Source organism: Nocardia sp. NPDC003693, assembly GCF_053981095.1.
In genome coordinates, this window is sequence record NZ_JBSFNO010000016.1 from 97,039 (window position 1) to 117,872 (window position 20,834).

General features: G+C 69.6%; 19 protein-coding genes. 11 read left to right on the top strand and 8 right to left on the bottom strand.

Going from position 1 to position 20,834, the window contains the following annotated elements; translation table 11 throughout:
- Nucleotides 1-115: 115 nt before the first annotated feature.
- A complete protein-coding gene (gene hsaA / locus ACWDOP_RS19340; protein ID WP_454203218.1) occupies nt 116-1,276 on the top strand; it encodes a 3-hydroxy-9,10-secoandrosta-1,3,5(10)-triene-9,17-dione monooxygenase oxygenase subunit in 1,161 nt (386 codons plus the stop codon).
- Nucleotides 1,277-2,131, top strand: coding sequence for an alpha/beta fold hydrolase (locus ACWDOP_RS19345; protein ID WP_456346202.1), 855 nt, complete (start codon nt 1,277-1,279; stop codon nt 2,129-2,131).
- A gap of 39 nt (nt 2,132-2,170) precedes the next feature.
- Here the strand turns inward: ACWDOP_RS19345 and ACWDOP_RS19350 are convergent, their stop codons facing one another.
- Nucleotides 2,171-4,489, bottom strand: a complete 2,319-nt coding sequence (locus ACWDOP_RS19350) for a LuxR C-terminal-related transcriptional regulator (RefSeq protein ID WP_456346203.1) — start codon at nt 4,487-4,489, stop codon at nt 2,171-2,173.
- Between the two features lie 270 nt (nt 4,490-4,759).
- On the opposite strand from ACWDOP_RS19350, the gene ACWDOP_RS19355 reads away from it, so the two are divergent.
- Nucleotides 4,760-5,131, top strand: coding sequence for a hypothetical protein (locus ACWDOP_RS19355; protein WP_454203407.1), 372 nt, complete (start codon nt 4,760-4,762; stop codon nt 5,129-5,131).
- Between the two features lie 19 nt (nt 5,132-5,150).
- Here ACWDOP_RS19355 and ACWDOP_RS19360 read toward each other — a convergent pair whose 3' ends face one another.
- The 5 genes from ACWDOP_RS19360 to ACWDOP_RS19380 all read right to left on the bottom strand — a co-directional run bounded on the left by ACWDOP_RS19360 (nt 5,151) and on the right by ACWDOP_RS19380 (nt 11,042).
- Nucleotides 5,151-6,092 carry an alpha/beta hydrolase fold domain-containing protein gene (locus ACWDOP_RS19360; RefSeq protein WP_456346204.1) on the bottom strand — a complete coding sequence of 314 codons (942 nt, stop codon included), beginning with the start codon at nt 6,090-6,092 and terminating at the stop codon, nt 5,151-5,153.
- A 155-nt stretch (nt 6,093-6,247) separates the two neighbouring features.
- Nucleotides 6,248-7,477, bottom strand: coding sequence for a bifunctional 3,4-dihydroxy-2-butanone-4-phosphate synthase/GTP cyclohydrolase II (locus ACWDOP_RS19365; RefSeq protein ID WP_456346205.1), 1,230 nt, complete (start codon nt 7,475-7,477; stop codon nt 6,248-6,250).
- 193 nt (nt 7,478-7,670) lie between these two features.
- Complete coding sequence (locus ACWDOP_RS19370; RefSeq protein WP_456346206.1) at nt 7,671-9,386, bottom strand: MFS transporter; 1,716 nt, start codon at nt 9,384-9,386, stop codon at nt 7,671-7,673.
- Between the two features lie 81 nt (nt 9,387-9,467).
- Complete coding sequence (locus ACWDOP_RS19375; protein ID WP_456346207.1) at nt 9,468-10,142, bottom strand: PadR family transcriptional regulator; 675 nt, start codon at nt 10,140-10,142, stop codon at nt 9,468-9,470.
- Between the two features lie 63 nt (nt 10,143-10,205).
- Nucleotides 10,206-11,042, bottom strand: coding sequence for an IclR family transcriptional regulator (locus ACWDOP_RS19380; RefSeq protein WP_454203225.1), 837 nt, complete (start codon nt 11,040-11,042; stop codon nt 10,206-10,208).
- A 246-nt stretch (nt 11,043-11,288) separates the two neighbouring features.
- On the opposite strand from ACWDOP_RS19380, the gene ACWDOP_RS19385 reads away from it, so the two are divergent.
- From ACWDOP_RS19385 to ACWDOP_RS19410, 6 genes are all read left to right on the top strand, one after another.
- On the top strand, nt 11,289-11,801 hold the full coding sequence (locus tag ACWDOP_RS19385) for a flavin reductase family protein (protein ID WP_456346208.1): 513 nt from the start codon (nt 11,289-11,291) through the stop codon (nt 11,799-11,801).
- Nucleotides 11,802-11,887: 86 nt separating this feature from the next.
- Nucleotides 11,888-13,048 (top strand): Rieske 2Fe-2S domain-containing protein, encoded by a 1,161-nt coding sequence (locus tag ACWDOP_RS19390; RefSeq protein ID WP_454203227.1) that lies wholly within the window; start codon nt 11,888-11,890, stop codon nt 13,046-13,048.
- A gap of 11 nt (nt 13,049-13,059) precedes the next feature.
- Entirely contained in the window at nt 13,060-13,305 is a 246-nt protein-coding gene (locus ACWDOP_RS19395; protein ID WP_454203228.1) for a hypothetical protein, read from the top strand.
- 161 nt (nt 13,306-13,466) lie between these two features.
- On the top strand, nt 13,467-14,579 hold the full coding sequence (locus ACWDOP_RS19400) for a 2Fe-2S iron-sulfur cluster-binding protein (protein ID WP_456346209.1): 1,113 nt from the start codon (nt 13,467-13,469) through the stop codon (nt 14,577-14,579).
- An 18-nt stretch (nt 14,580-14,597) separates the two neighbouring features.
- Nucleotides 14,598-15,476, top strand: a complete 879-nt coding sequence (locus ACWDOP_RS19405) for a VOC family protein (protein ID WP_454203230.1) — start codon at nt 14,598-14,600, stop codon at nt 15,474-15,476.
- Between the two features lie 33 nt (nt 15,477-15,509).
- Entirely contained in the window at nt 15,510-16,541 is a 1,032-nt protein-coding gene (locus ACWDOP_RS19410; RefSeq protein WP_456346210.1) for a zinc-binding dehydrogenase, read from the top strand.
- A gap of 60 nt (nt 16,542-16,601) precedes the next feature.
- On the opposite strand, the gene ACWDOP_RS19415 is transcribed toward ACWDOP_RS19410, so the two are convergent.
- On the bottom strand, nt 16,602-18,362 hold the full coding sequence (locus ACWDOP_RS19415; RefSeq protein ID WP_456346211.1) for a nitroreductase family deazaflavin-dependent oxidoreductase: 1,761 nt from the start codon (nt 18,360-18,362) through the stop codon (nt 16,602-16,604).
- 117 nt (nt 18,363-18,479) lie between these two features.
- Between ACWDOP_RS19415 and ACWDOP_RS19420 the strand changes: the two genes are divergently transcribed.
- Nucleotides 18,480-19,061 carry a TetR/AcrR family transcriptional regulator gene (locus ACWDOP_RS19420; protein ID WP_456346212.1) on the top strand — a complete coding sequence of 194 codons (582 nt, stop codon included), beginning with the start codon at nt 18,480-18,482 and terminating at the stop codon, nt 19,059-19,061.
- Between the two features lie 72 nt (nt 19,062-19,133).
- Here ACWDOP_RS19420 and ACWDOP_RS19425 read toward each other — a convergent pair whose 3' ends face one another.
- A complete protein-coding gene (locus ACWDOP_RS19425; RefSeq protein WP_456346213.1) occupies nt 19,134-19,994 on the bottom strand; it encodes a ribokinase in 861 nt (286 codons plus the stop codon).
- Nucleotides 19,995-20,106: 112 nt separating this feature from the next.
- Here ACWDOP_RS19425 and ACWDOP_RS19430 point away from each other — a divergent pair, with 112 nt between their 5' ends.
- A complete protein-coding gene (locus ACWDOP_RS19430) occupies nt 20,107-20,823 on the top strand; it encodes a helix-turn-helix transcriptional regulator (protein ID WP_454203235.1) in 717 nt (238 codons plus the stop codon).
- Nucleotides 20,824-20,834 lie beyond the last annotated feature (11 nt).

The window sequence follows — 20,834 nt, forward strand, 5'->3', positions numbered from 1 at the left end:
ACAGCCTTCCGAGCGCGCCGCGTCCGATTCCGCCCACCGGGACTTTTCCGGTCGGCGGGGTCCGGACGCCATAGCGTCGAGTGCAGGAACCACTGCACGAGGAGGAATCACCCGCATGACCAACAAGGTGCTCGATCAGGTTCGGGATCTGCTGCCCTCGATCCGCGAACGGGCGGTGGAAGCCGAAGAGCAGCGGCGGGTGCCCGATGCCAGTATCGCGGAGCTGACCGAGGCCGGTGCGTTCCGCATGTTGCAGCCCAAGCGTTTCGGCGGCGCGGAGGACTCGCCGGTCGACTTCTACCGGGTGGTGCGCGCGGTCGCGTCCGCGTGCCCGTCCACCGCGTGGGTGACCTCGGTGCTCGGCGCGCACCCCTGGCAGCTGGCGCTGTTCGACGATCGCGCCCAGCAGGACGTGTGGTCGCAGAACCCGGACACGCTGGTGTCGTCCTCCTACGCGCCGACCGGCAAGCTCAGCAGGGTCGAGGGCGGCTTCGAGATGTCCGGCCGCTGGAGCTTCTCCTCGGGCTGCGATCACGCGCAGTGGGTGTTCCTGGGCGCGCTGCTGCCCTCGGAGACCGGTATGGACTACTACACGGTCCTGGTGCCGCGCACCGACTATCGCATCGAGGACGTGTGGCACGTGTCCGGCCTGTCCGGCACCGGCTCCAACGACATCGTCATCGACAAGGCGTTCGTGCCCGCCTACCGGCTGTACTCCGCCACCGACCAGGCCAACCTGATCGGCCCCGGGCAGGAGGTGAATACCGCTCCGCTGTACAAGATTTCGTTCGGCAGCGTCTTCTCCAACACCATCACCGCCCCCATCATCGGCGCGGCCGAGGGCGCGTACGAGGCGCACATCGCGCGCCAGCAGGAGCGGGTGCGCCTGTCCTACGGCGGCCAGAAGGTCTCCGACGATCCGTTCGCCCAGGTGCGTATCGCGCGCGCCGCCAGCGAGATCGACGCCGCCATCCTGCAGATGGAGCGCAATACCTCCGAGCAGCTGCGCTATGCCGAAGCGGGCGAGGAGATCCCGTTCGAGCTGCGCCTGCGCGCCCGCCGCGATCAGGTGCGCGGCACCGAACGCGCGCTCGAGGCCATCGATCTGCTGTTCAAGAATTCCGGCGGGCATTCCATCCGCCGCCCCAACCCGATCGAGCGGCACTGGCGCGACGCGCACGCGGGCAGCGTGCACGCGATCAACGACGTGGAGCGCGCACTGGCCATGTTCGGCAAGGGCGCCATGGGCCTCGAGGTCACGGATCGGATGCTGTAGATGACTCTCACGGTGGAGAACACCGAGCGCTGGGTCACCGTCGACGGCAGCAAGCTGCGGTACCACGAGGCGGGCTCCGGCGCGCCCCTGGTGCTGCTGCACGGCTCCGGCGCCGGTGTCTCGGGCTGGGCCAATTTCGGCGGCAACCTGCCCGTGCTGGCCGAGCGGTTCCGGTGCCTGGTGCTGGATCAGCCCGGCTTCGGCGCGAGCGGCCGCCCGGAGGTGTACGACCGCAACTACCTTCGGATCGCCTCGGACGCGGTGATCGGGCTGCTGGACGAGCTCGGCATCGAGAAGGCGCACCTGCTGGGCAATTCCATGGGCGGCGGCGTCGCGGCGCTGACCGCGCTCGAGCATCCGAACCGGGTCGATCGGGTGGTGCTCATGGCGCCCGGCGGCGTCGGGGTCAACGTGCTGGGACCCGAACCCTCCGAGGGCATTCGGCGTCTGATGGAGTTCAACGCCAACCCCTCCGACGCCACGGCCATGGGCTTCCTGCGCGCCATGGTCAGCGACGAGGCCACGCTCACCGAGGAACTCGTCGCCACGCGATTGCAGGCCGCGGCCGATCCCCGGGGCCAGGCCGCGCTGCGCGACGCCTACGCCACCTTCTACAACCCGAAGATGGCCGAGCCGCTCCCGCTGTGGGCTCGACTGAAGAGCCTGCGCCACGAGGTCCTCATGCTCTGGGGCCGGGACGACCGGGTGACCCCGGTGGAGGGCGCGCTGTTCCCGTCCCGCCAGCTGCCCAACGCCGACCTGCGGACCTTCGCCCGCTGCGGGCACTGGGTGCAGATCGAGCGCAAGGACGCCTTCGAGCGTTCGGTGATCGACTTCCTCGCCCACGGGCTGTAGTCACCCGCATCGAACCGCGGTCGCGGCCGTCGCGCGAACTCAGAGCTCGTGTTCGTGCGCCCAGGCCGCGACCTGGGTCCGCGAGGTGAAACCCAGTTTGGTCAGGATGTGCTCGACGTGGGTCTCGGCCGTGCGGATGGAGATGACCAGGTCCGCGGCGATGCGCTTGTTGCTGTGCCCGGCCGCCACCAGCCGCGCCACGTCCTTCTCCCGGCGGGTCAGTACGTTCGTCTCCGACACGGCGGCGGACTTCGCGCGCGGCGCGCGCTTGACGACGGGTTCGGGCGCGGCCGGCGCGGGCGCCGGGGTCCGGCCCAGGGCGTAGTCGATGGCCTCGTCCAGCGGCATGTTCGCGCCCGCGCCGAAGGCGGCGCGGAACGCGTCCTCGCCCAGCGCCGCCCGCATCTTGCAGCGCTCCTTGTCGCCGACCGCGACGGTGATGGTGTGCGCCAGCCGAATCGTGCTGCGCTGCAGCGACTCCGCGGCGCCGAGCAGGCGAGCGGCGCGTTCGGGATCGCCCGCCGCCGAGACCGTCCAGGCCAGGCCCTCGAAGGCCGAGGACAGCCAGATGCACCGGTCGAAGAGCGCGAGCTGCTCGATCGCGCGCCGGTGGTACTGCGCCGACGCTTCCAGATCGCCCAGCCGCCAATGGTTTATGCCGACCGTCCACAGCGCCAGCCCACCCAGCAGATGGGAGCCGCTGGCGGTGGTCAGCTTCAGGAAGCCCTCGGCCAGTTCGGTGCGCCCCGGCGCGTCCAGCACCATGGCGCACATGAAAGAGAAGGCGTGGCTGTCCATTTCGATGGCGTCCTGCCCGTGGGCGGCCGCCAGATCGATGGCCTCGTGGCCCAGTTCCAGCGCGTAGGTCTGATTGCCCTCGGCGAAGGCCAGCAGCGAACGATCCAGCGACGCCTCGGCCATGATGTCGGAATCCTCCAGCGTCGCAGCCAGATCCAGGCAGTCGGCCACCAGTTTCGCGGCCGAATGCTGATCGCCCAGCAGCGCGGCCAGTGACGCCGCCGAGGACAGCGCCTTGGCGCGCTCGGCGGTCGGCTCCGGGTTGCGCGAGAGCGCGTCCACCAGCCAGCGGTAGCCCTCGGACAGGAAGCGGTTGTGCTCCCAGAACGGGCGCAGCACCGTCACCGTCGCCATGGTCTCCAGCGGTTCGTCCTCGAGCCCGGTGCGCAGGGCCGCACGCAGATTCGCGTGCTCGCGGCTCAATTCGCGGAACCAGTCCACATCCTCGCCGGTCCAGTACGCGGTCTGCCCGCGCATGGCCAGCCGCCGGTAGTGCGCGCGATGCCGGGCCCGCACGGCGGGCAGTTCCCCGCGTTCGTCGAGCCGGTCCACGGCGAACTGGCGAATGGGTTCGAGCATGGAGTAGCGCGCGGTCGCACCCTCCAGGCGCAGCAGCACCACCGACTTGTCGACCAGCCCCGTGAGCGCGTCCAGCAGCGCGCCCTTGGCCTTGCGCGCGACGCCGAGTTCGCACACGGCCTCGGCCGCCTCCAGATCGAATCCACCCGCGAAGACCGAAAGCTGTTCCCACAGCAGCTGTTCGGCCGGCGTGCACAGGTCGTAGCTCCAGCGGATCGCGCCCTCGATCGTCTGCTGGCGCTCGGGGGCGGTGCGCGGCCCGGCACTCAGCAGGCCCATGGTGTCGTCGAGGCGGTCCAGGATCTGGTCGGGGGTGAACATCCGCAGCCGCAGCGCCGCCAGCTCCAGCGCCAGCGGCATGCCTTCGAGCCTGCGGCAGATCTCGGCCAGCACCGGCCGGTTCGCGGCGGTGACCACGAAGGCCGGATTGGCGGCGCTGGCGCGTTCGATGAACAGCGTCAGCGCGTCGCCCTCGTACCCGGAGTCGTTGTCCGGCACCGTCAACGGCGGCACCGGCATCACCTGCTCGCCGGGAATACCGAGCACCTCGCGACTGGTGGCGAGCACCCGCACGTCCGGGGTGGTGGCGATGATGCGCCCGACCAGCAGCGCGCATTCGTCGATGAGGTGTTCGCAGTTGTCCAGGATCAGCAGCAGGCGCTTGTTCGCCAGGAACTCGGTCAGCCGGGGCAGCGGCGCGGTGGACTCGTCGCGCAGATCCAGGGCTTCGGCGACGGTGAGGGTGACCAGGTCCGGGTCCTGGACATCGGCCAGTTCGACCATCCAGACGCCGTCCGGGAACGCCCGGGCCACCAGTTGCCCGATCTGCCGGGACAGCCGGGTCTTACCCATGCCGCCCGGACCCAGCAGGGTCAGTACCCGGGTGGTGGGCAGCAGCCGCTTCGCGGTTGCCAGTTCGTCGCGGCGCCCGACGAAACTGGTGACCTCGGCAGTCAGATTTCCATTGCCACGCCGTGCCATGCGCACCAACCTATGTGATTTGTCGGGTTCCCTGCCAGCGGCGCCACAGAAACCCTGTTCGCCGCCGCACGCCGGGCATGCTCGTGGGCACTGTGCCCCCGCTTACATCCCATGACGCTCCGAACAGGCATCCTTCCGGGTCGTCGCCTGATTTGTCGGGTTTTGCGATGCGGAGTGGGCATAACCTCCGAGCCCGGCGGCTACCCTCGAAGGGTGCCGACCAAGCCGCGTTGCGCCCGTCTGGCGGATGTGCACGACCTCGCCGTGGCGATGCCCCACGTGACGGTCGAATACGGGCCCGCCGAGAACCCCATCTATCAGGTGGGCGCCAAATCGTTCGTCTTCTTCCGCACCCCGCGCCCCGACGCGGTCGATCCGGAGACCGGGGACCGCTATCCGGACGTCATCGTCTTCTGGGTGCCGGGGGAGTCCGACAAACAGGCCCTGGTCCAGGATCCGGATTCGCCCTTCTTCACCACGCCGCATTTCCGGGGTCATCCCTCGGTCCTGCTGCGGTCCGCGCGCCTGCCCGAACTGACCCTGCAGGAGCTGACCGAGATCATCCAGGACGCCTGGCTCAGCCGCGCCTCCGCGACCCGCGCCCGCGCCTGGCTGGCCGCTCATCCGCGTCCGGGCGACTGACGGCGGTGTGGTCCGGGGCCTATCCGGGTTCGCTTGGCGCACAGGGCTTTTCCTGCGTTCCGGCCAGCGCCCGGGCGAGGGATTCGAGCAGCACCGTGCGGGCCGCCCGGCCCTCGGGCACCGGAATCAGCGGATGGACGTGCACCAGCCCGGGCGCTTCGTGATAGTCGACCTCCACACCCGCCGCGCGGGCCTTGGCCACCAGCAGCTTCACATCCGGCCAGACGATGTCCCGGGTGCCGCTGAACACGGTGAGGGGACCGAGCCCGCTCATGTCGGCCAGCAGCGGGCTGACCCGCGGATCCGAGAGCGGCAGCACGCCGCGCCACAGCTCGATGAAGACCCGGGTGCCCTCCTTGCCCAGCCACGGGTCGGTGGGCAGCACGACGTCGATCTCGGGATTGGCCAGGGACAGATCCAGCGCGGGGGAGATGAGCACGGTACGCGGCAGCCGCACCCCGTGCTCGTCGCGCAGCACCGCGGCCGTGGACAGCGCGATCTGCCCACCCGCCGAATCCCCGGCCAGGCAGACCTCGCCGTACCGGGAGCGGTTGGCCAGCACCAGCGCGCACACGCCCGCGATCACCTGGTCGGCGGTGCCGAAGGGCACCAGCGGGTAGATGGGCACGGTGACCGTCGCGTGCGCCGCGACGGCGATGTCCGCGGCGAGCGTCCAGTGCTGCGGGGAGATCTCGTTGACCCACGCGCCGCCGTGCAGGTACACGACGTTGCCGCGCACCCGCCCGGCGCGCGGCGTGATCGTGTACACCGGCCAGCCGTCCACGTGATCCGCGCTCACCGCGACATCGGTGCGCAGGCGGCGCGGCGGCCCGAAAGTCTTGGGGCGAATGGTGCGCTCGCGCAAATGCTTCCGCGCGCCCTCGGGAGCCAGGAACGGCCGATTCGCGCGAATGAGCCGAAAGTAGTTCGGCAGCACCACGCGGCTGAGAAAACTCGGCACTTCGACCTCCTGCGACTGCCCGCGTCACGTTGCGCGACCCGACCCTACCGAATGCGCGCCCGATCGGCCGGTACTCGGCGAACTGCGGCGCGATCGATTTCCGGGCGGTCCCGAATCGGTAATTCCCCGGGTGCACGGCAAACGACCGGACACGATCAGCGATACCCGACCGCGGTCTCGATATCGGGCAGTTGATGCCGCATGCGATCCCTTTTGGTGCGCAGGTAATGCACATTGTGCTCGGTGAGCGCGGTCTGCAACGGCACCTGCGCGGTCACCGCGATACCGTGCGCCTCCAGCCCGGCTCGTTTCGCGGGATTGTTGCTCAGCAGCCGGACCGACAGCACGCCCAGATCGGCGAGAATGCGCGCGGCCGCGCCGTAATCCCTGGCGTCGATCGGCAGCCCGAGCCGCACATTCGCGTCGACGGTGTCCGCGCCCTCGTCCTGTAATTCGTAGGCGCGCAATTTGTTCAGCAGTCCGATGCCCCGGCCCTCCTGACCGCGCAGGTACACCACCACCCCGCGGCCCAACTCGGCCACCGCCGCCAGGGCCGCGTCGAGCTGTTCACCGCAGTCGCAGCGCCGGGACCCGAACGCGTCGCCGGTCAGGCACTCCGAATGCACGCGGGTCAGGGTGTGCTCGCCGGCCGGATCGCCGTACACCAGCGCCAGATGCTCGGCGCCGGAGTGCGCGTCCGCGTAGCCGACCACGCGGAAATCGCCGAACCGGGTGGGCAGGCGGGTCTCGACCACCCGGGTCACGCCGTTCTCCAGGGCCCCGCGGTACTCGATGAGATCGGCGATCGAGACGATCGGAATGCGGTGGGCGCGAGCGAATATCAGCAGCTCGGGCAGGCGCGCCATGGATCCGTCGTCGTTGACGACCTCGGCGATCACCCCGGCCGGGCGCAGGCCGGCCAGCCGCGCGAGATCGACGGCGGCCTCGGTGTGCCCCGGCCGGCCCAGCACGCCACGGGGATTCGCGCGCAACGGGAAGACGTGCCCGGGGCGGGACAACTCGCCGGCGCGGGTGCGCGGATCGGCGAGCAGGCGCATGGTGTGCGCCCGGTCGGCGGCCGAGATGCCGGTGCTCACACCGAATATCGCGTCCACCGACACCGTGTAGGCCGTGCCCTTGGGATCCTCGTTGATCGCCGTCATGGGCGGCAGCAGCAGCCGGTCCAGATCCTCGCCCGCCATGGGCACGCAGACCACGCCGCTGGTGTGGCGCACCAGGAAGCCGATGTTCTCGGGGGTCGCGTGTTCCGCGGCGAGCACGAGATCACCCTCGTTCTCGCGGTCCTCGTCGTCCACCACGAGCACCATGCCGCCTGCCGCGATCGCCGCCACGGCGGTGGTGATGCTGTCGAGCTCACCGGTCATCGTCGACCACCTCCTTCGGGTATTTCTAATAGAAATATGCCCGGCGCGGAACAACGAGGCAGGATCCCGCTCAGTGGTCGCCGATGTGCGCCCCGGATCGCGATCGGGTCATCATGGGCGCGGAGTTGTTTCCAGTACGCCGCAACGGCCCGAAGGCAGATGCCTTCGGGCCGTTGGGGTATCGAGGGGAGGATCAGTGCGCGGTGCCGCCGGTGGCGGGAGTGCGGCCGTGCTTCATCGCGATCGCGCCGAGCAGTGCGATGACCGCCGCGCCCGCGATGAAGTAGAAGCTGATCTCGTAGCCGGAATCCGCGTACAGCAGCGGAATGTCCTGGGTGACCGGTTCCGCCCCCGCCACCGTCACCACGGCCTGCACCGGGTTGGCGTTGAGGAACGCGGTGGCCACCGCGAGCCCGATGGCCACGCCCATGGCCTGCATGACACCGAGCATGCCGGCGCTGATGCCCTGTTGCTCGGCGGGCACGCCCTCGACTATGAGGTTCGGCATGGCCGCGTAGTACAGGCCGAACGCGATGCCGAAGACCGCACTGACCAGGGCGAGCGCACCCCAGGTGTGCGACATCAGGGCGTAGGCGATGGAGGAGCCGATGAAGATCGTCAGGGCCAGGATGAGTGGCGCCCGCGCTCCGGAGCGGCGGATCCACAGACCGCCGACGAAGCCGAGGATCATCGAGATCACCGCCTGTGCCAGCGCGATATGTGTCGCGAAGCCGAGCAGGCTGAGGCCGTCACCGTAGGTGTAGCCGGGATCGAGATCGACCTGGACCATGTCCGGGGGCAGCTGGGAGTACACGGCCTCGGGCGGCACCACGACCGAGCCCGGCGGCAGTTCCACGCCCGGCGGCAGCGCGGCCTTGGCCTGGGCCTCGGCACCCTGCTGCGCCTGCTCCAGCGCACCGGCCTTGACCTGCTCCCAGGTGGCGGCCTTGACCTGTTCGACGACCTCGGCCGCCGGCGGCGACTGGGTCATGTAACCCACCGCGTACGACTGGTATCCGATGGTGAACGAGGCCAGCAGCGCGATGAACAGCACCACGCTCACGCGCGGGTTCATCAGCAGCTTCATGTCCATGATGGGCTGCTTGACCTTCATCTCCACGATGGGGAACAGCGCCAGCAGCACCAGACCGCCGATGAGCCAGGCCAGGGTGGAGGGCTTGGACCAGCCCCAGTGCTGGCCGTTGTCCAGGTAGATCAGGGTCAGCACCAGGCCCGCGCCCAGCAGCGACGCGCCGAGCAGGTCGAGCTTCTGCGGGGTGCGCAGCTTGGACTCCGGAACGATCACCCACACCAGCGGGATCATCACGACGGTGAAGGCGAACAGGAACCAGAAGATCGCGCGCCAGCTGTAGTTGTCGACGATGAAGCCGCCCAGCAGCGGGCCCGCCAGGGCCGCGACGCCCAGACCGGTGGAGGCGATGCCCAGGCCGACCGGAACCAGCTTGCGCGGCATGAGATCTCGAATGAGACCGTAGGAGATGACCGCGGTGGCGATGGCGGTGGCCTGCAGGCCGCGGCCCACCAGGAACAGCAGCCAGTTGCTCGTGATCGCGCAGATGATGCAGCCGATCATGAACAGGATGCCGCAGGTGAGGAACATCCGCTTCTTGCCGACGATGTCGCTCAGCTTGCCGATGAGCGGCGAGGTCGCGGCGCCCACGACGCCGAAAACGATGATGGCCCAGTTGATGTTCGCGCCCTGGCTGGGGAAGGTGGGCGCGATCTGGCGCAGGGCGGCCGAGACCATGACGTACTGCATGGGGGCGACCTCGGTGAACAGCACGATCACCGCGAGGACGGAGAAGATCCGGAGCTTCGATGCACCATCGAGGCGGCCGGTGTCGTCGACGACGCCGTCGGGCGTCGCGGTATCGACAGTGGTGGACATTGGCGCACTCCAGGTGAGTAGGTAACACGTTTGATGTGAACCGTGTCACGCCGGGTACGCGCCGACTATGAAGAAGTCCGTTCAGTGGGAATCAGTTGTTTCCCGGTCCGTTGACCGGGAATCTTCGCCGTTCGGCTTCGCCGCGGCCTTTCGGCGGCTACGCTTTCTGGCCAATTTGTCGAGATCGCGCAGCAGGTCCTCGGCGAATTCCTTTTCCGCCTCGTAATGCTTGACGCACCAGCGCAATACGGCGCTGGGATACGCCCACTCCGGATTGGCGTCCGAGCCGTCGGCGTCGGCCTGCGCGCGCCGGCGCTGGGTTTCCGCGTAATCGATGTGCCTGCCCAGGATCTCGCGCATGCGATCCGGCTCGGCCAGATGCCCCAGCCAGGCCCGCAGCATCACACTGTGTTTGAGCACCGGCGCCTCGACAGGGGAGTGATTCACCCAGTGCGAGGCCGCTTCCCGGCCGCTCTCGGTAATGGCGTACATCCGCTTGCCGCGCATCCCGTCCTCGGACACCACGGTGCGCGAGGTGGCGAAGCCGTGCTTCTCCAGCCGTTTGAGTTCGGCGTAGATCTGGCTGAACGACGGGCTCCAATAGAAGAACTGCAGACTCCAGTCCGCCCATTTCTTCAGGTCGTACCCGGAGAGTTCCTCTGCGTGCGAAAGCATTCCGAGTACCGCCCACGCCGTGGTCGGCAGTTCCGGAATCACCGGCTGTTCGTCGGGGCGCGTGGCGCCGTCGGTCGTCATGGAACTGTATCGCCCCCGCATGTGTCCGCCTTCGTCAAAGTTCGGGCAACCGGATCGGTTGTGTCAGCGCCAGTGCGCGCGGCGCGGGAACAGGGCGCGACCGGCCTCGTGCGCGACCTCGAGCACGACGCGGGCCAGCCGGTCGTAGCTCATGCCGTCGGCCCGGCCCGAGAGCGAGAGGGCGGCGGGCGCGGTGCCCCGGCCGCGCAGCGGCGCTGCGACACAGGCGATTCCGACCACGGCCTCTTCACGGTCGATGGCGATGCCCTGGCGCAGGCGGATCTGGGCGAGTTCGCGGGCCAGGGCCTCGGGCTCGCAGATGGTGCGCGGGGTCAGGCGCGGCAGGCGGGTGCGCAGCGCGGCCTCGGCGATGTTGGGTTCGAGACAGGCGAGCATGGCCTTGCCGACACCCGTCGCGTGCGCGGGCATCCGGCCGCCCAGGCGGGTGGGCAGGCTCGCGGCGAAGCGGCCGCCGGCCTTGTCCAGGTAGACCACGTCGCGCCCGTCCAGCACCGCGAGGTGCCCGACCATGCCGGTGCGCTGGCTCAACTCGTGCAGCAGCGGGCTGACCGCGTCGCGAATCTCGTTGTGGTCGGCGGTGAGTCCGCCGAGTTCGAGCGCGCGCATGCCCAGGCGGTAGCCGCCCGAGGTGTGCGCCAGCCAGCGCAGCTTGATCATCTGATCGAGGATCCGGTGCACGGTCGACCGCGGCAGCCCGGTGCGCTCGACCAGGCCGAGCAGGGTGAGGGTGGGGGTGGAGGCGTCGAACGCGTCCAGGATCAGCGTCATCCGTTCGATCATCGAAACCGGCACTTCGGCGCTGGTGTTACGAGATTCCTTGGCACGCATGGGGTTGTGAGCGATTCGAGCTTCCGCCGAGGCGAGCGTGGCGACGGACATATGAGCCTCCGTTGGATCCGACATCCAGTCTAGGGATATTCCGAATAGGCATGTGCCGGTTTCGGACCTTGTGCTACCCATCACAGTGCCCTGGACCACACCCGGACGAATCGGGAGAACTACGTAGGTTTCGTCCCGTTCTACGGATTCATGTCTCGGTCACCGAACCCGGATGTTGACGCCTCCGTGGCCCGACCTGCTGTCATGACTGACAGCTATATGTCGAACCGAAATAGAGGAGTCACCGTGGAACCGGTGCTGGAGGTAGATCTCGTGACCGCGCGGATCGATCCCGCCGCCTTCAAGGCCGTGCTCGGGCGCTTCGCCTCGGGCGTCACCGTGATCACCGCCATGGACGCCGGCGAACCGGTCGGGTTCGCGTGCCAGTCGTTCGCGTCGCTGTCCATCGACCCGCCGCTGGTGAGCTTCTTCCCGGCGCGCACCTCGAGCACCTGGCCGCGTATCCGCCGGGCCGGGGCGTTCTGCGTGAACATCCTGGCCGACCACCAGGACGAGCTGTGCCGTCAGCTCGGGCGGCCCGGCGCGGACAAGTTCGCCGGGATCGACTGGACCCCGTCGGCGAACGGTTCTCCGCTGCTCACCGGTGCGCTGGCAACCATCGACTGCACCATGCGCGACGAGGTCGACGGCGGTGATCACACCGTCGTCATCGCGAGTGTGACCGGCCTGAACGAACACTCCGAGGCGACGCCGCTGCTGTTCTACCGCGCGGCCTTCGGGCGTCTCGCACACCAGTAGCAACCTCCCGGCCAGTGGGACACCCGTTGTCATCGGCGTCACATGGGCGGGAACCATTCGAAGTAAGGCAAGGGAGAGGAATTCACATGACCACCGATGGTGCCGTGGCGACCGAAGTGCGAGTCATCGACGCGGGCGCCCCGCCCGCCCGGTTCGCGCGCGGCTGGCACTGCTTGGGCTTGGCCGAGACCTTCCGCGACGGAAAGCCGCACACCGTCAAGGCTTTCGGCACCGAGATCGTGGTCTTCGCGGCCGAGGACGGCACGCTCAACGTGCTCAACGCCTACTGCCCGCACATGGGCGGCAATCTGGCCGACGGCACCGTCAAGGGTGATTCGCTGGCCTGCCCGTTCCACGACTGGCGCTGGAACGGCAAGGGCAAGTGCACGGGCATCCCGTACGCGCGCCGGGTGCCGCCGCTGGCCCGCACCAAGGCGTGGCCGACCATGGTCGAGAACCACCAGCTGTTCGTCTGGCACGACCCGGAGAACAAGCAGCCGCCCGCCGAGGTCGCGATCCCGCGCATCGACGCCGCGTTCAGCGACGAGTGGACCGACTGGACCTGGAACACCATGATCGTGGACGCCAACTGCCGCGAGGTCGTGGACAACGTGGTGGACATGGCGCACTTCTTCTACGTGCACTACGGCTTCCCGACCTTCTTCAAGAACGTCTTCGAGGGGCACACCGCCAGCCAGTACATGACCTCGGTCTCGCGCGAGGACATGATGGGCGAGACCGCCAAGGCGCTGGGCGGCAAGAACGTCCTGCAGTCCGAGGCTTCCTATTACGGCCCGTCCTACATGATCGACTACCTGAAGTCCGAGAGCGCGAACGGCCTGGTCGTCGAGGGGTACCTGATCAACTGTCACTACCCGATCAACGAGAACCAGTTCATGCTCATGTACGGGGCCATCGCGCGCAGGCCCGACGGCGTTCCGGCCGAGCAGGCCGCGGAGATCGCGCAGAAGTTCGTCGGCGGACTCGGCAAGGGCTTCGAGCAGGACGCCAACATCTGGAAGCGCAAGTCGCGCATCAACAATCCGCTGCTGTGCGAGGAGGACGGGCCGGTCTACCAGCTGCGTCGCTGGTACGAGCAGTTCTACACCGACGCCGCCGCGGTCAGCGACGAGATGACCGCGCGCTTCGAGTTCGAGGTGGACACCACCCGCGCGGTCACCGCCTGGGAGGCCGAGGTGGCCGACAACCTGGCCAAGCGCGCCGAAGCCGCCGCGGCACAGGGCTGAGAGGCGCCGAGATGGATCGGGTTTCGTGCGGGTCCTGCGGGACCTGCGTGCTGGTGGAGAAGTTCAGCCCCCAGCACACCAGCGTGCAATGGAACCGGGCCGCCGAGGCCGCCTGCACGGAACTGGCCGCGACGGGCCTGAAGGCGCACACCTGCCACGCGCTGCGCGACAGCATCGACGCGGCGGTGGCCTCGGGCGCGCTGGGCGCTAGCACCCGCGACGCGGATGTGCGCACGCGCGGGCGCACCCTGGCCTAGGGCGCGGCGTCTTGGCGACGGGCCGCCGCCGAGCGTCAGCGACGGTCCGCCGCCAAGCCTGAGAAACAGGCCGCCCGGCAGCGTCGGCGGTCGACCCTCGAATGGTCTACCCGATCGGATCGGGAACGAAACACACGCACAGGAATGGAACTGGTGGAGCGATGACGGTGGCAGACCTCGAACCGGATACGGCGCAGCTCGACGCCGACGCCGCGTTGGAGACCGTGCGGCGCGCGGGCGGCAGCGCCGCGGTGCGCATCACCCGGGTGGTGCGCGAGACCGCCGACGCGGTATCGCTGGAACTGACCCCGGACGCGGACTGCGCCGATCGCTTCGACTACCGCCCCGGCCAGTTCCTGACCCTGCGCATTCCGAGCGAGCGCACCGGGTCGGTGAGTCGCTGCTACTCCCTGTCCAGCGCGCCGCACGAGGGCGGCCCGCTCAAGGTGACGGTGAAACGCACGGTCGACGGCTACGGCTCGAACTGGTTGTGCGACAACGCCGTCGAGGGCATGAGCCTGGACGTGCTGCCGCCGGCCGGGCTCTTCACCCCCGCGTCGCTGGACACCGATCTGCTGCTGTTCGGCGGCGGCAGCGGCATCACCCCGGTGCTGTCCATCCTGAAGTCCGCGCTGGCGCGGGGTTCGGGTCACATCACGCTGATCTACGCCAACCAGCACGAGAACTCGGTCATCTTCGCGGCCGAACTCGCGGAACTGGCCGCCGCGCACCCGGATCGGCTGCTGGTGCTGCACTGGCTGCAGTCGGTCCAGGGCCTGCCGAGCGTCGCCCAGCTCACCGCGCTGGCCGCGCCGTGGGCCGGCCGCGAGGTGTTCGTCTGCGGCCCCGGCCCGTTCATGGACGCGGTCGCCGCGGCCATGACCGCGCTCGGCGCGGATCGCAAGCGTGTGCACGCGGAGAAGTTCGTGTCGCTGGCGGGCAATCCGTTCGAGACCGATACCGCCGCGGTCGATATGGACGCCGCGGCCGCCGCCGGTGACAACGCCGTCGCGCGGGTCGAACTCGACGGGGAGAACCACGAGGTCACCTGGCCGCGGCAGCAGACCCTGCTGGACGTGCTGCTCGCCAAGGGCCTGGAGGCGCCGTACTCGTGCCGCGAGGGCGCGTGCAGCGCCTGCGTCTGCCGTGTCGTCTCCGGCGAGGTGTCCATGCGGCGCAACGAAGTTCTCGAAGACGCCGACCTGGAAGAGGGCTATGTGCTGGCCTGCCAGGCCGTTCCGGTGACCGACGACGTCTCGATCACCTATTCCTGAAATCGCTAGGAGTTCACCATGGCTGCCTTCAGCTCCCTCGGCTACGTCCGCGTCCGCATCGCCGATGTCGCGGCGTGGCGCGAATTCGCCTTCGACACCCTCGGTTTCGCCGAGGGCTCGGGCCCCAATCCGGACTCGGTCTACCTGCGCACCGACGAGCACACCTACCGCCTGGAACTGGTGCCGGGTGAGCGCGACGAGGTCATCGCCGTCGGCTGGCAGGTCGCGGACCGCCGCTCGCTGCACCTGGTGCGCGAGATCCTGGAGAAGGCGGGCGTCGCGGTGACCGCGCTGAGCCTCGAGGAATCGGCGAATCGTCATGTCGAGGAGGCGATCAGCTTCGTCGATCCGGCCGGGTTCACCATCGAGGTGTTCCACGGACCGCTGCTCGACCACAGCCCCGTGCTGACCCGCTACGGCGCCCGGTTCGTCAACGGCGACCTGGGCCTGGGGCACGTGGTGCTGCCGGTGCCCGACATCGAGGCCGCGCGGCAGTTCTACACCGAGGTACTGGATTTCAGCTCGCGCGGCTCGTTCCGCGTCGGACCGCCTGCGCATCCCATCTGGATCCGCTTCATGGGCGTCAACCCCCGGCACCACAGCCTCGCGCTCATCCCGGGCAGCCGCCCGGACGGCCCCGGCATCGTGCACATCATGGTCGAGGTGGACTCGCTCGACGATGTCGGCCGGGCCCTGGACCGCGTCACCAAGGCGGGCTACCACCTGTCCTCGACGCTGGGCAGGCACACCAACGACAAGATGATCTCCTTCTACGTGCGCACCCCCGGCAACTGGGACATCGAATTCGGTTGCGAGGGCATGCTGGTCGGCGACGACTACGTCGCGGAGGAGATGACCGCGGACAGCTACTGGGGCCACGAGTGGGCCCGCGGCTGAGCGACCCGACCCCGGCGCCGGAAGGGAACTGACATGCGCGCGGTCGTCATGCGCAATCGCAGGCTCGTCGTCGACGAGGTCCCGGAGCCGGTGCCCGGTCCCGGGCAGGTGCTGGTCGAGACCATCGCGTGCGGGATCTGCGGCTCGGACAAACAGGCCCTGGACCACACCGACGAGTTCCTGCGGGCCTCGCGGGACAGCGGCGTGCCGACCTTCCTGTTCGACCCGCACCGGGACCTGGTCATGGGCCACGAGCTCGCTGCCCGGGTCATCGGCGCGGGACCGGATACCCCGTTCGTCGAGGGACAGAACGTGGTCGCCCTGCCGTGGGCGCTGGACGCGGCCGGCGGCATCCACGGCCTCGGCTTCTCCAACGATTTCCCCGGCGGCTACGGGGAGCGCATGGTGTTGCAGGCCATGGCACTGGAGCCGATTCCCGATCACGTGCCCGCGCACGTGGCGGCCATGACCGAACCCCTGGCCGTCGGCTTCGGCAACGTGGCGCGCACCGGGATCGGGCCCGACGGCAGCGGCATCGTGATCGGTTGCGGCCCCGTCGGATTGGGCGCGGTCGCGGCGCTGGCCGAACGCGGGGTCGCGCCCATCGTCGCCTCGGATCCGTCGGGGCTGCGCCGCGAGGCCGCCCTGCGCCTGGGCGCGCACCGGGTCGTGGATCCGGCGGTGGAGGACCCGGTGGAGGTGTGGCGGGACCTGGCCGCGCCCGGCCAGAAACTGCACGTCTGGGTGTGCGCCGCGGTGCGCGGGCTGCTGATGGAACTCATGGACAGGGTGCCGCGCGAGACCAGGATCCTGCAGATCGGCGCGGTCATGACCGACGACGTCATCCGGCCCATCGTCGGGATATACAAGGACATCTCGCTCGAGATGTGCATGGTGTACCCGCACGAGGAATACGCCAAGACCCTGCGCCGCATCGCCGAGGGCACGGTGGACGCGGCCTCGCTCATCACCGACGAGGTCGGGCTGGACGGGGTGGCCGGGGCCATCGAGTCCCTGCGCAATCCGGAGGATCACATCCAGATCCTGGTGCGCCCCAACCTCTGAGGATGCTCGTGGCCCCGCCGGAAGCACCGGGACCGGGATCCGGCGGGACGCGCGAAATCGTCAGTCGGTGAAGGTGATTCGCACCGTCACCGGATCGGTCTCCAGCGCGGCGAACATGCCGCGCGCGGCCGGCGCCAGCAGCGGATGCGGGGCGAAGGTGCGCGAGCGGGCCACCACGTCGTCGTCCGGGAGCAGGACGGCGGTGCCGGTGCGCCAGCGATCGCCCTGGCGGACCCGGACTTCGGGGTTCGCCGAGATGTTGAGGCCCCAACCCGAGCGCATGCCGTGCTGGCAGATGGCCCACGCGCCGTCGGCGTCGAACAGTATGGAGATCGGAACCCGGCGCGGCTCACCGGATTTGCGGCCGATGGTCTCGATCTCCGCGGCCAGCGCGGTGCGCACGCCGATCCGGTCCAGGGCCCGCACCGCGGGGTTCATGACGTAGCGGCCCAGGGTCCGCTCCCGGCGGAACTTGCGGGCCGCGGCGTTCACGGCGGGCCGCGGCGCGGCCGACCGCTTGCTGCGGAAGGCGTCGAAACCGTTGCGCCGCACGATGAGAACGGCGGTCCTCCAGGGCGAGCGCTCCGGGTCCGGCTCGCTGCCCGCGCCGAGCAGATGCAATTGGTCGGTGTGCCACTGCAGATCCAGCGCGCCGTCCAGGGACTTCAGCATGGGGTTGGCCCGCAGCCGGGCGGGCAGGCCGAGGGAAATCGCCGGGGGATTCAGCACTTCGGTGCCGTTGGTGAGCAGATCGGCTGCCGCGTTCGGGAACAGGATGGCGGGACGCCCCAGGCCGATGAGGTCGCACTTGCCCTCGGCCAGCGCCTCGGACATGGCCGCGCGGGAACGGAAGCCGCCGGTCACCGCGATCGGCACCGCGCCGGCCGCCTGCCGCACCGATTCGGCGTACTCCAGGAAGTACGCCTCCCGGGCCCGGGTGCTGGCCGCGGCGGTCTGCGGGCGATTCAGCATGGCCGGGGAATCGTAGGTGCCGCCGCTGATCTCGATGAGGTCCAGGCCCTCGCTCGCCAGCGCCTCGACGACCGCGCGTGATTCGTCCTCGGTGAAACCACCGCGCTGGAAGTCGGCGGAGTTGAGTTTGATGCCGAGCCCGAATCCCGGGCTGACGGCCGCGCGGATACTGCGCGCGACCTCGAGCACGAATCGCCTGCGCCGCTCGGGATCTCCGCCCCAGGCGTCGGTGCGCTGATTCGACAGCGGCGACAGGAACTGCGATACCAGGTAGCCGTGCGCGCCGTGAATCTGGACGCCGTCGAAGCCCGCGGTCTCGGCGATGCTCGCCGCCACGCCGAAACGTTCGATGATCTCCAGGATCTCGGCTTCGGTCAGCGCGCGCGGGGCCGGGGCGCCCGGGATGCCCATGGCGATGGCCGACGGCGCGACGGTGCGGTTCCGCGTCACCAGCGGATTGGCCTGGCGGCCGGGATGATTGATCTGCATCCAGACCTTGCTGCCGCCGGCCTTGGCCACCTCGGCCCACCGCGTGACCGCCGCCAGATGCCGTTTGTCCTCGAGCGCCACATTGCCCGGTTCACCCTGGTGCCGGCTGTCGACCATGACGTTGCCGGTCACGATCAGCCCGTAGCCGCCGGTGCTCCAGCGCGCGTAGAGGCGCTCGAGGCGCTCGTCGGGCGCGCAGTCGGTGGTGCCCAGACCCTCGCTCAGCGCCGACTTCATCATGCGGTTCGGCAGCACCTGCCCACTGGCCAGCGGCAGCGGATCGGACAGACCGGGCACTCCGTTGCTGGGAGTTGGCGCGGTTCGGTCCGGGGCCGGCCGCCGGGAGGGTGATGTGGCCATGGCAGGTGCTCCGAATCATCGTCGAAGTGGATTACGCCGGTCTACACTCGGTAGACCAATCGGTATAACGGAAAACGCTAGTACACCGATCGGTATACTGCAAGGAAGGAATCGACCATGGGAGCGCGCGACCGCCTCATCGACAGCGCCATTGCGCTCATGCGCTGCAAGGGCATCGCCGGAACCGGAATCGCCCAGCTCCTGGAGCACAGCGGCATATCGCGCCGCTCGGTCTACCTGAACTTCCCGGGCGGCAAATCCGAGCTGGTGGCCGAGGCGACGCGCACGGCGGGCGAAGCGTCGAGCGCCCTCATGCGCACCGTCACCGCGGGCACGGACCTGGCGACGGTCATCGGGGCCTTCCCGGCCATGTGGCGCGACGCCCTGATCTCGAGCGATTTCACCGCGGGCTGCCCGATAGTCGCTGCCGCCCTCGGCCGCGCCGAATCGCCGGAGGCCGCCGACGTCGCGGGGGAGACCTTCAGCGAGTGGGAGGGCATCCTGGCCGATCGGCTCGAAGCCGAGCAGGTCGCGCCCGAGACCGCCCGGACCCTGGCCACGACCATCGTGGCGGCGATCGAGGGCGCGGTGGTCATGTCGCTGGCGTCGCGCACCACCGCGCCGCTGGAGCGGGTGGGCCGGCAATTGGCGGATCTGGTTGCGCTGCATACGGGGAAGGCTCCGACCGCGGCGGCGTGAGATACCCGGTCGGATCGTGCGCGAATACCCCGACGGCGGCGGATTCCGCCGAACAGTGGGATTGTTGCACGATCAGGCCGGGCCCAATGCCCCTTCGATCTGCTCGAACGACGGAATCGCCGCGCTGGCGCCCAACGTCGTGGTGGCCAATGCCCCCGCCGCGCACGCCCATCGCATCGCGGTCTCCGGCCCCTCGTGCCAGTGCGCCGCGAGCACTCCCGTGAAGGTGTCCCCGGCTCCCGTGGTGTCCACGACCGCCACCTCGATCCCCGCCTGCGGAATCGTGCGTCCGTCGAGCCCGCGATACACCGCGCCGTCCGCGCCCAGCGTGGTGATCACGTGCGGCACCACGTCCAGGGCCGCCCCGAACTCGGCGGCCTCGCCCTCGTTGACCACCGCGATGTCCACCACCGCCCAGAGCTCGTCCGAAAGTTCGCGCACCGGAGACGGATTGAGCATCACCAGGCCACCGTTCGCGCGCGCGTGCACCGCCGCCGCCAGCACGGTCTCCACCGGAATCTCCAACTGGCACAGCAGCACATCCGCCTGCGCGATGGCCGCCAGGTCCGCCTCGCTCAGGTCGGTCATCCGCGAATTGGCCCCGCCCACAACGATGATGCTGTTCTCCCCGCCCCCGTCCACGATGATCGCCGCCACCCCGCTCGGCCCGTCGACGCGCCGCAGCCGCGAAACCCCCACCCCCGCCGTGGCGAGCACTGTTTCCAGGGCCTCCGCGAACACGTCGTCACCCACGGCCCCCACGAACTCCACCGCGCCCCCGCCGCGCCGCGCCGCGATCGCCTGGTTCGAGCCCTTCCCGCCCGGCACGAGCGCGAACGACTCCCCGCTGACGGTTTCCCCGGGCTCCGGCCGCCGCCCGACGGTAGTCACCAGATCCATATTGATGCTGCCCACCACCACGATCCGCGCCATACCCGCACGATAAACGAGCACCTACCGACCCATCGCCCGACTCGCGCGGATTCGGCCCGTCCCGGCAACCCGCTCACGCGTACCTGTCGTACCCCCGCGCCAGAATGCGGGGGTGACCAAGACCGAGCGGCTCTACGCGCTCGCCGAGGAGCTGCGGGCCTACAGCCCGCGGCCGCGGTCGGCGCGGCAGTTGGCGGCGCGACTGGAGGTGACGCCGCGGACGATCGTGCGGGACATCGCGGCGCTGCAGCAGTCGGGGGTGCCGGTGCGGACGATGCCGGGGCGCAACGGGGGCTACGCGCTGGACCGGGGGCGCACGCTGGCGCCGGTGTCGCTGACCGCGACCGAGGCGACCGCGCTGCTGGTCGCGTTGCCGCGCTTGGCCGGGACCCCGTTCGCGCCCGCGGCCCGGTCGGCCGTGCACAAGGTGCTGGGGGTGCTGACCGAGGGGGACCGGGCGGGCGCGGCCGAGCTCAGCGACCGCATCCGGCTGCTTCCGGGGGAGTCGCCGACCGCGCCGCCGCAGGTGCTGGAGGCGCTGATCGGCCGCCGGGTGCTGCGGCTGTCGTACACCGACCGGGCGGGTGTCGCGAGTTCGCGCCTGGTGGAGCCGCTCGGGCTCATCGTCGGCGAGCACTGGTACCTCTCGGCGTGGTGCCTGCTGCGCGGCGCGATCCGCGGCTTCCGGCTCGACCGCGTGCTGTCCGCCGAGGTGCTGCCGGATCGGGTGCCGGACAGGGGAATCGACCTGTCGCTCATCTCGACCGGCGACGGCAAGCTCATCGATGTGGCGGCGATCACGGACATACCGTTGTCGCGCACGGACTGAACGCTGGGTGT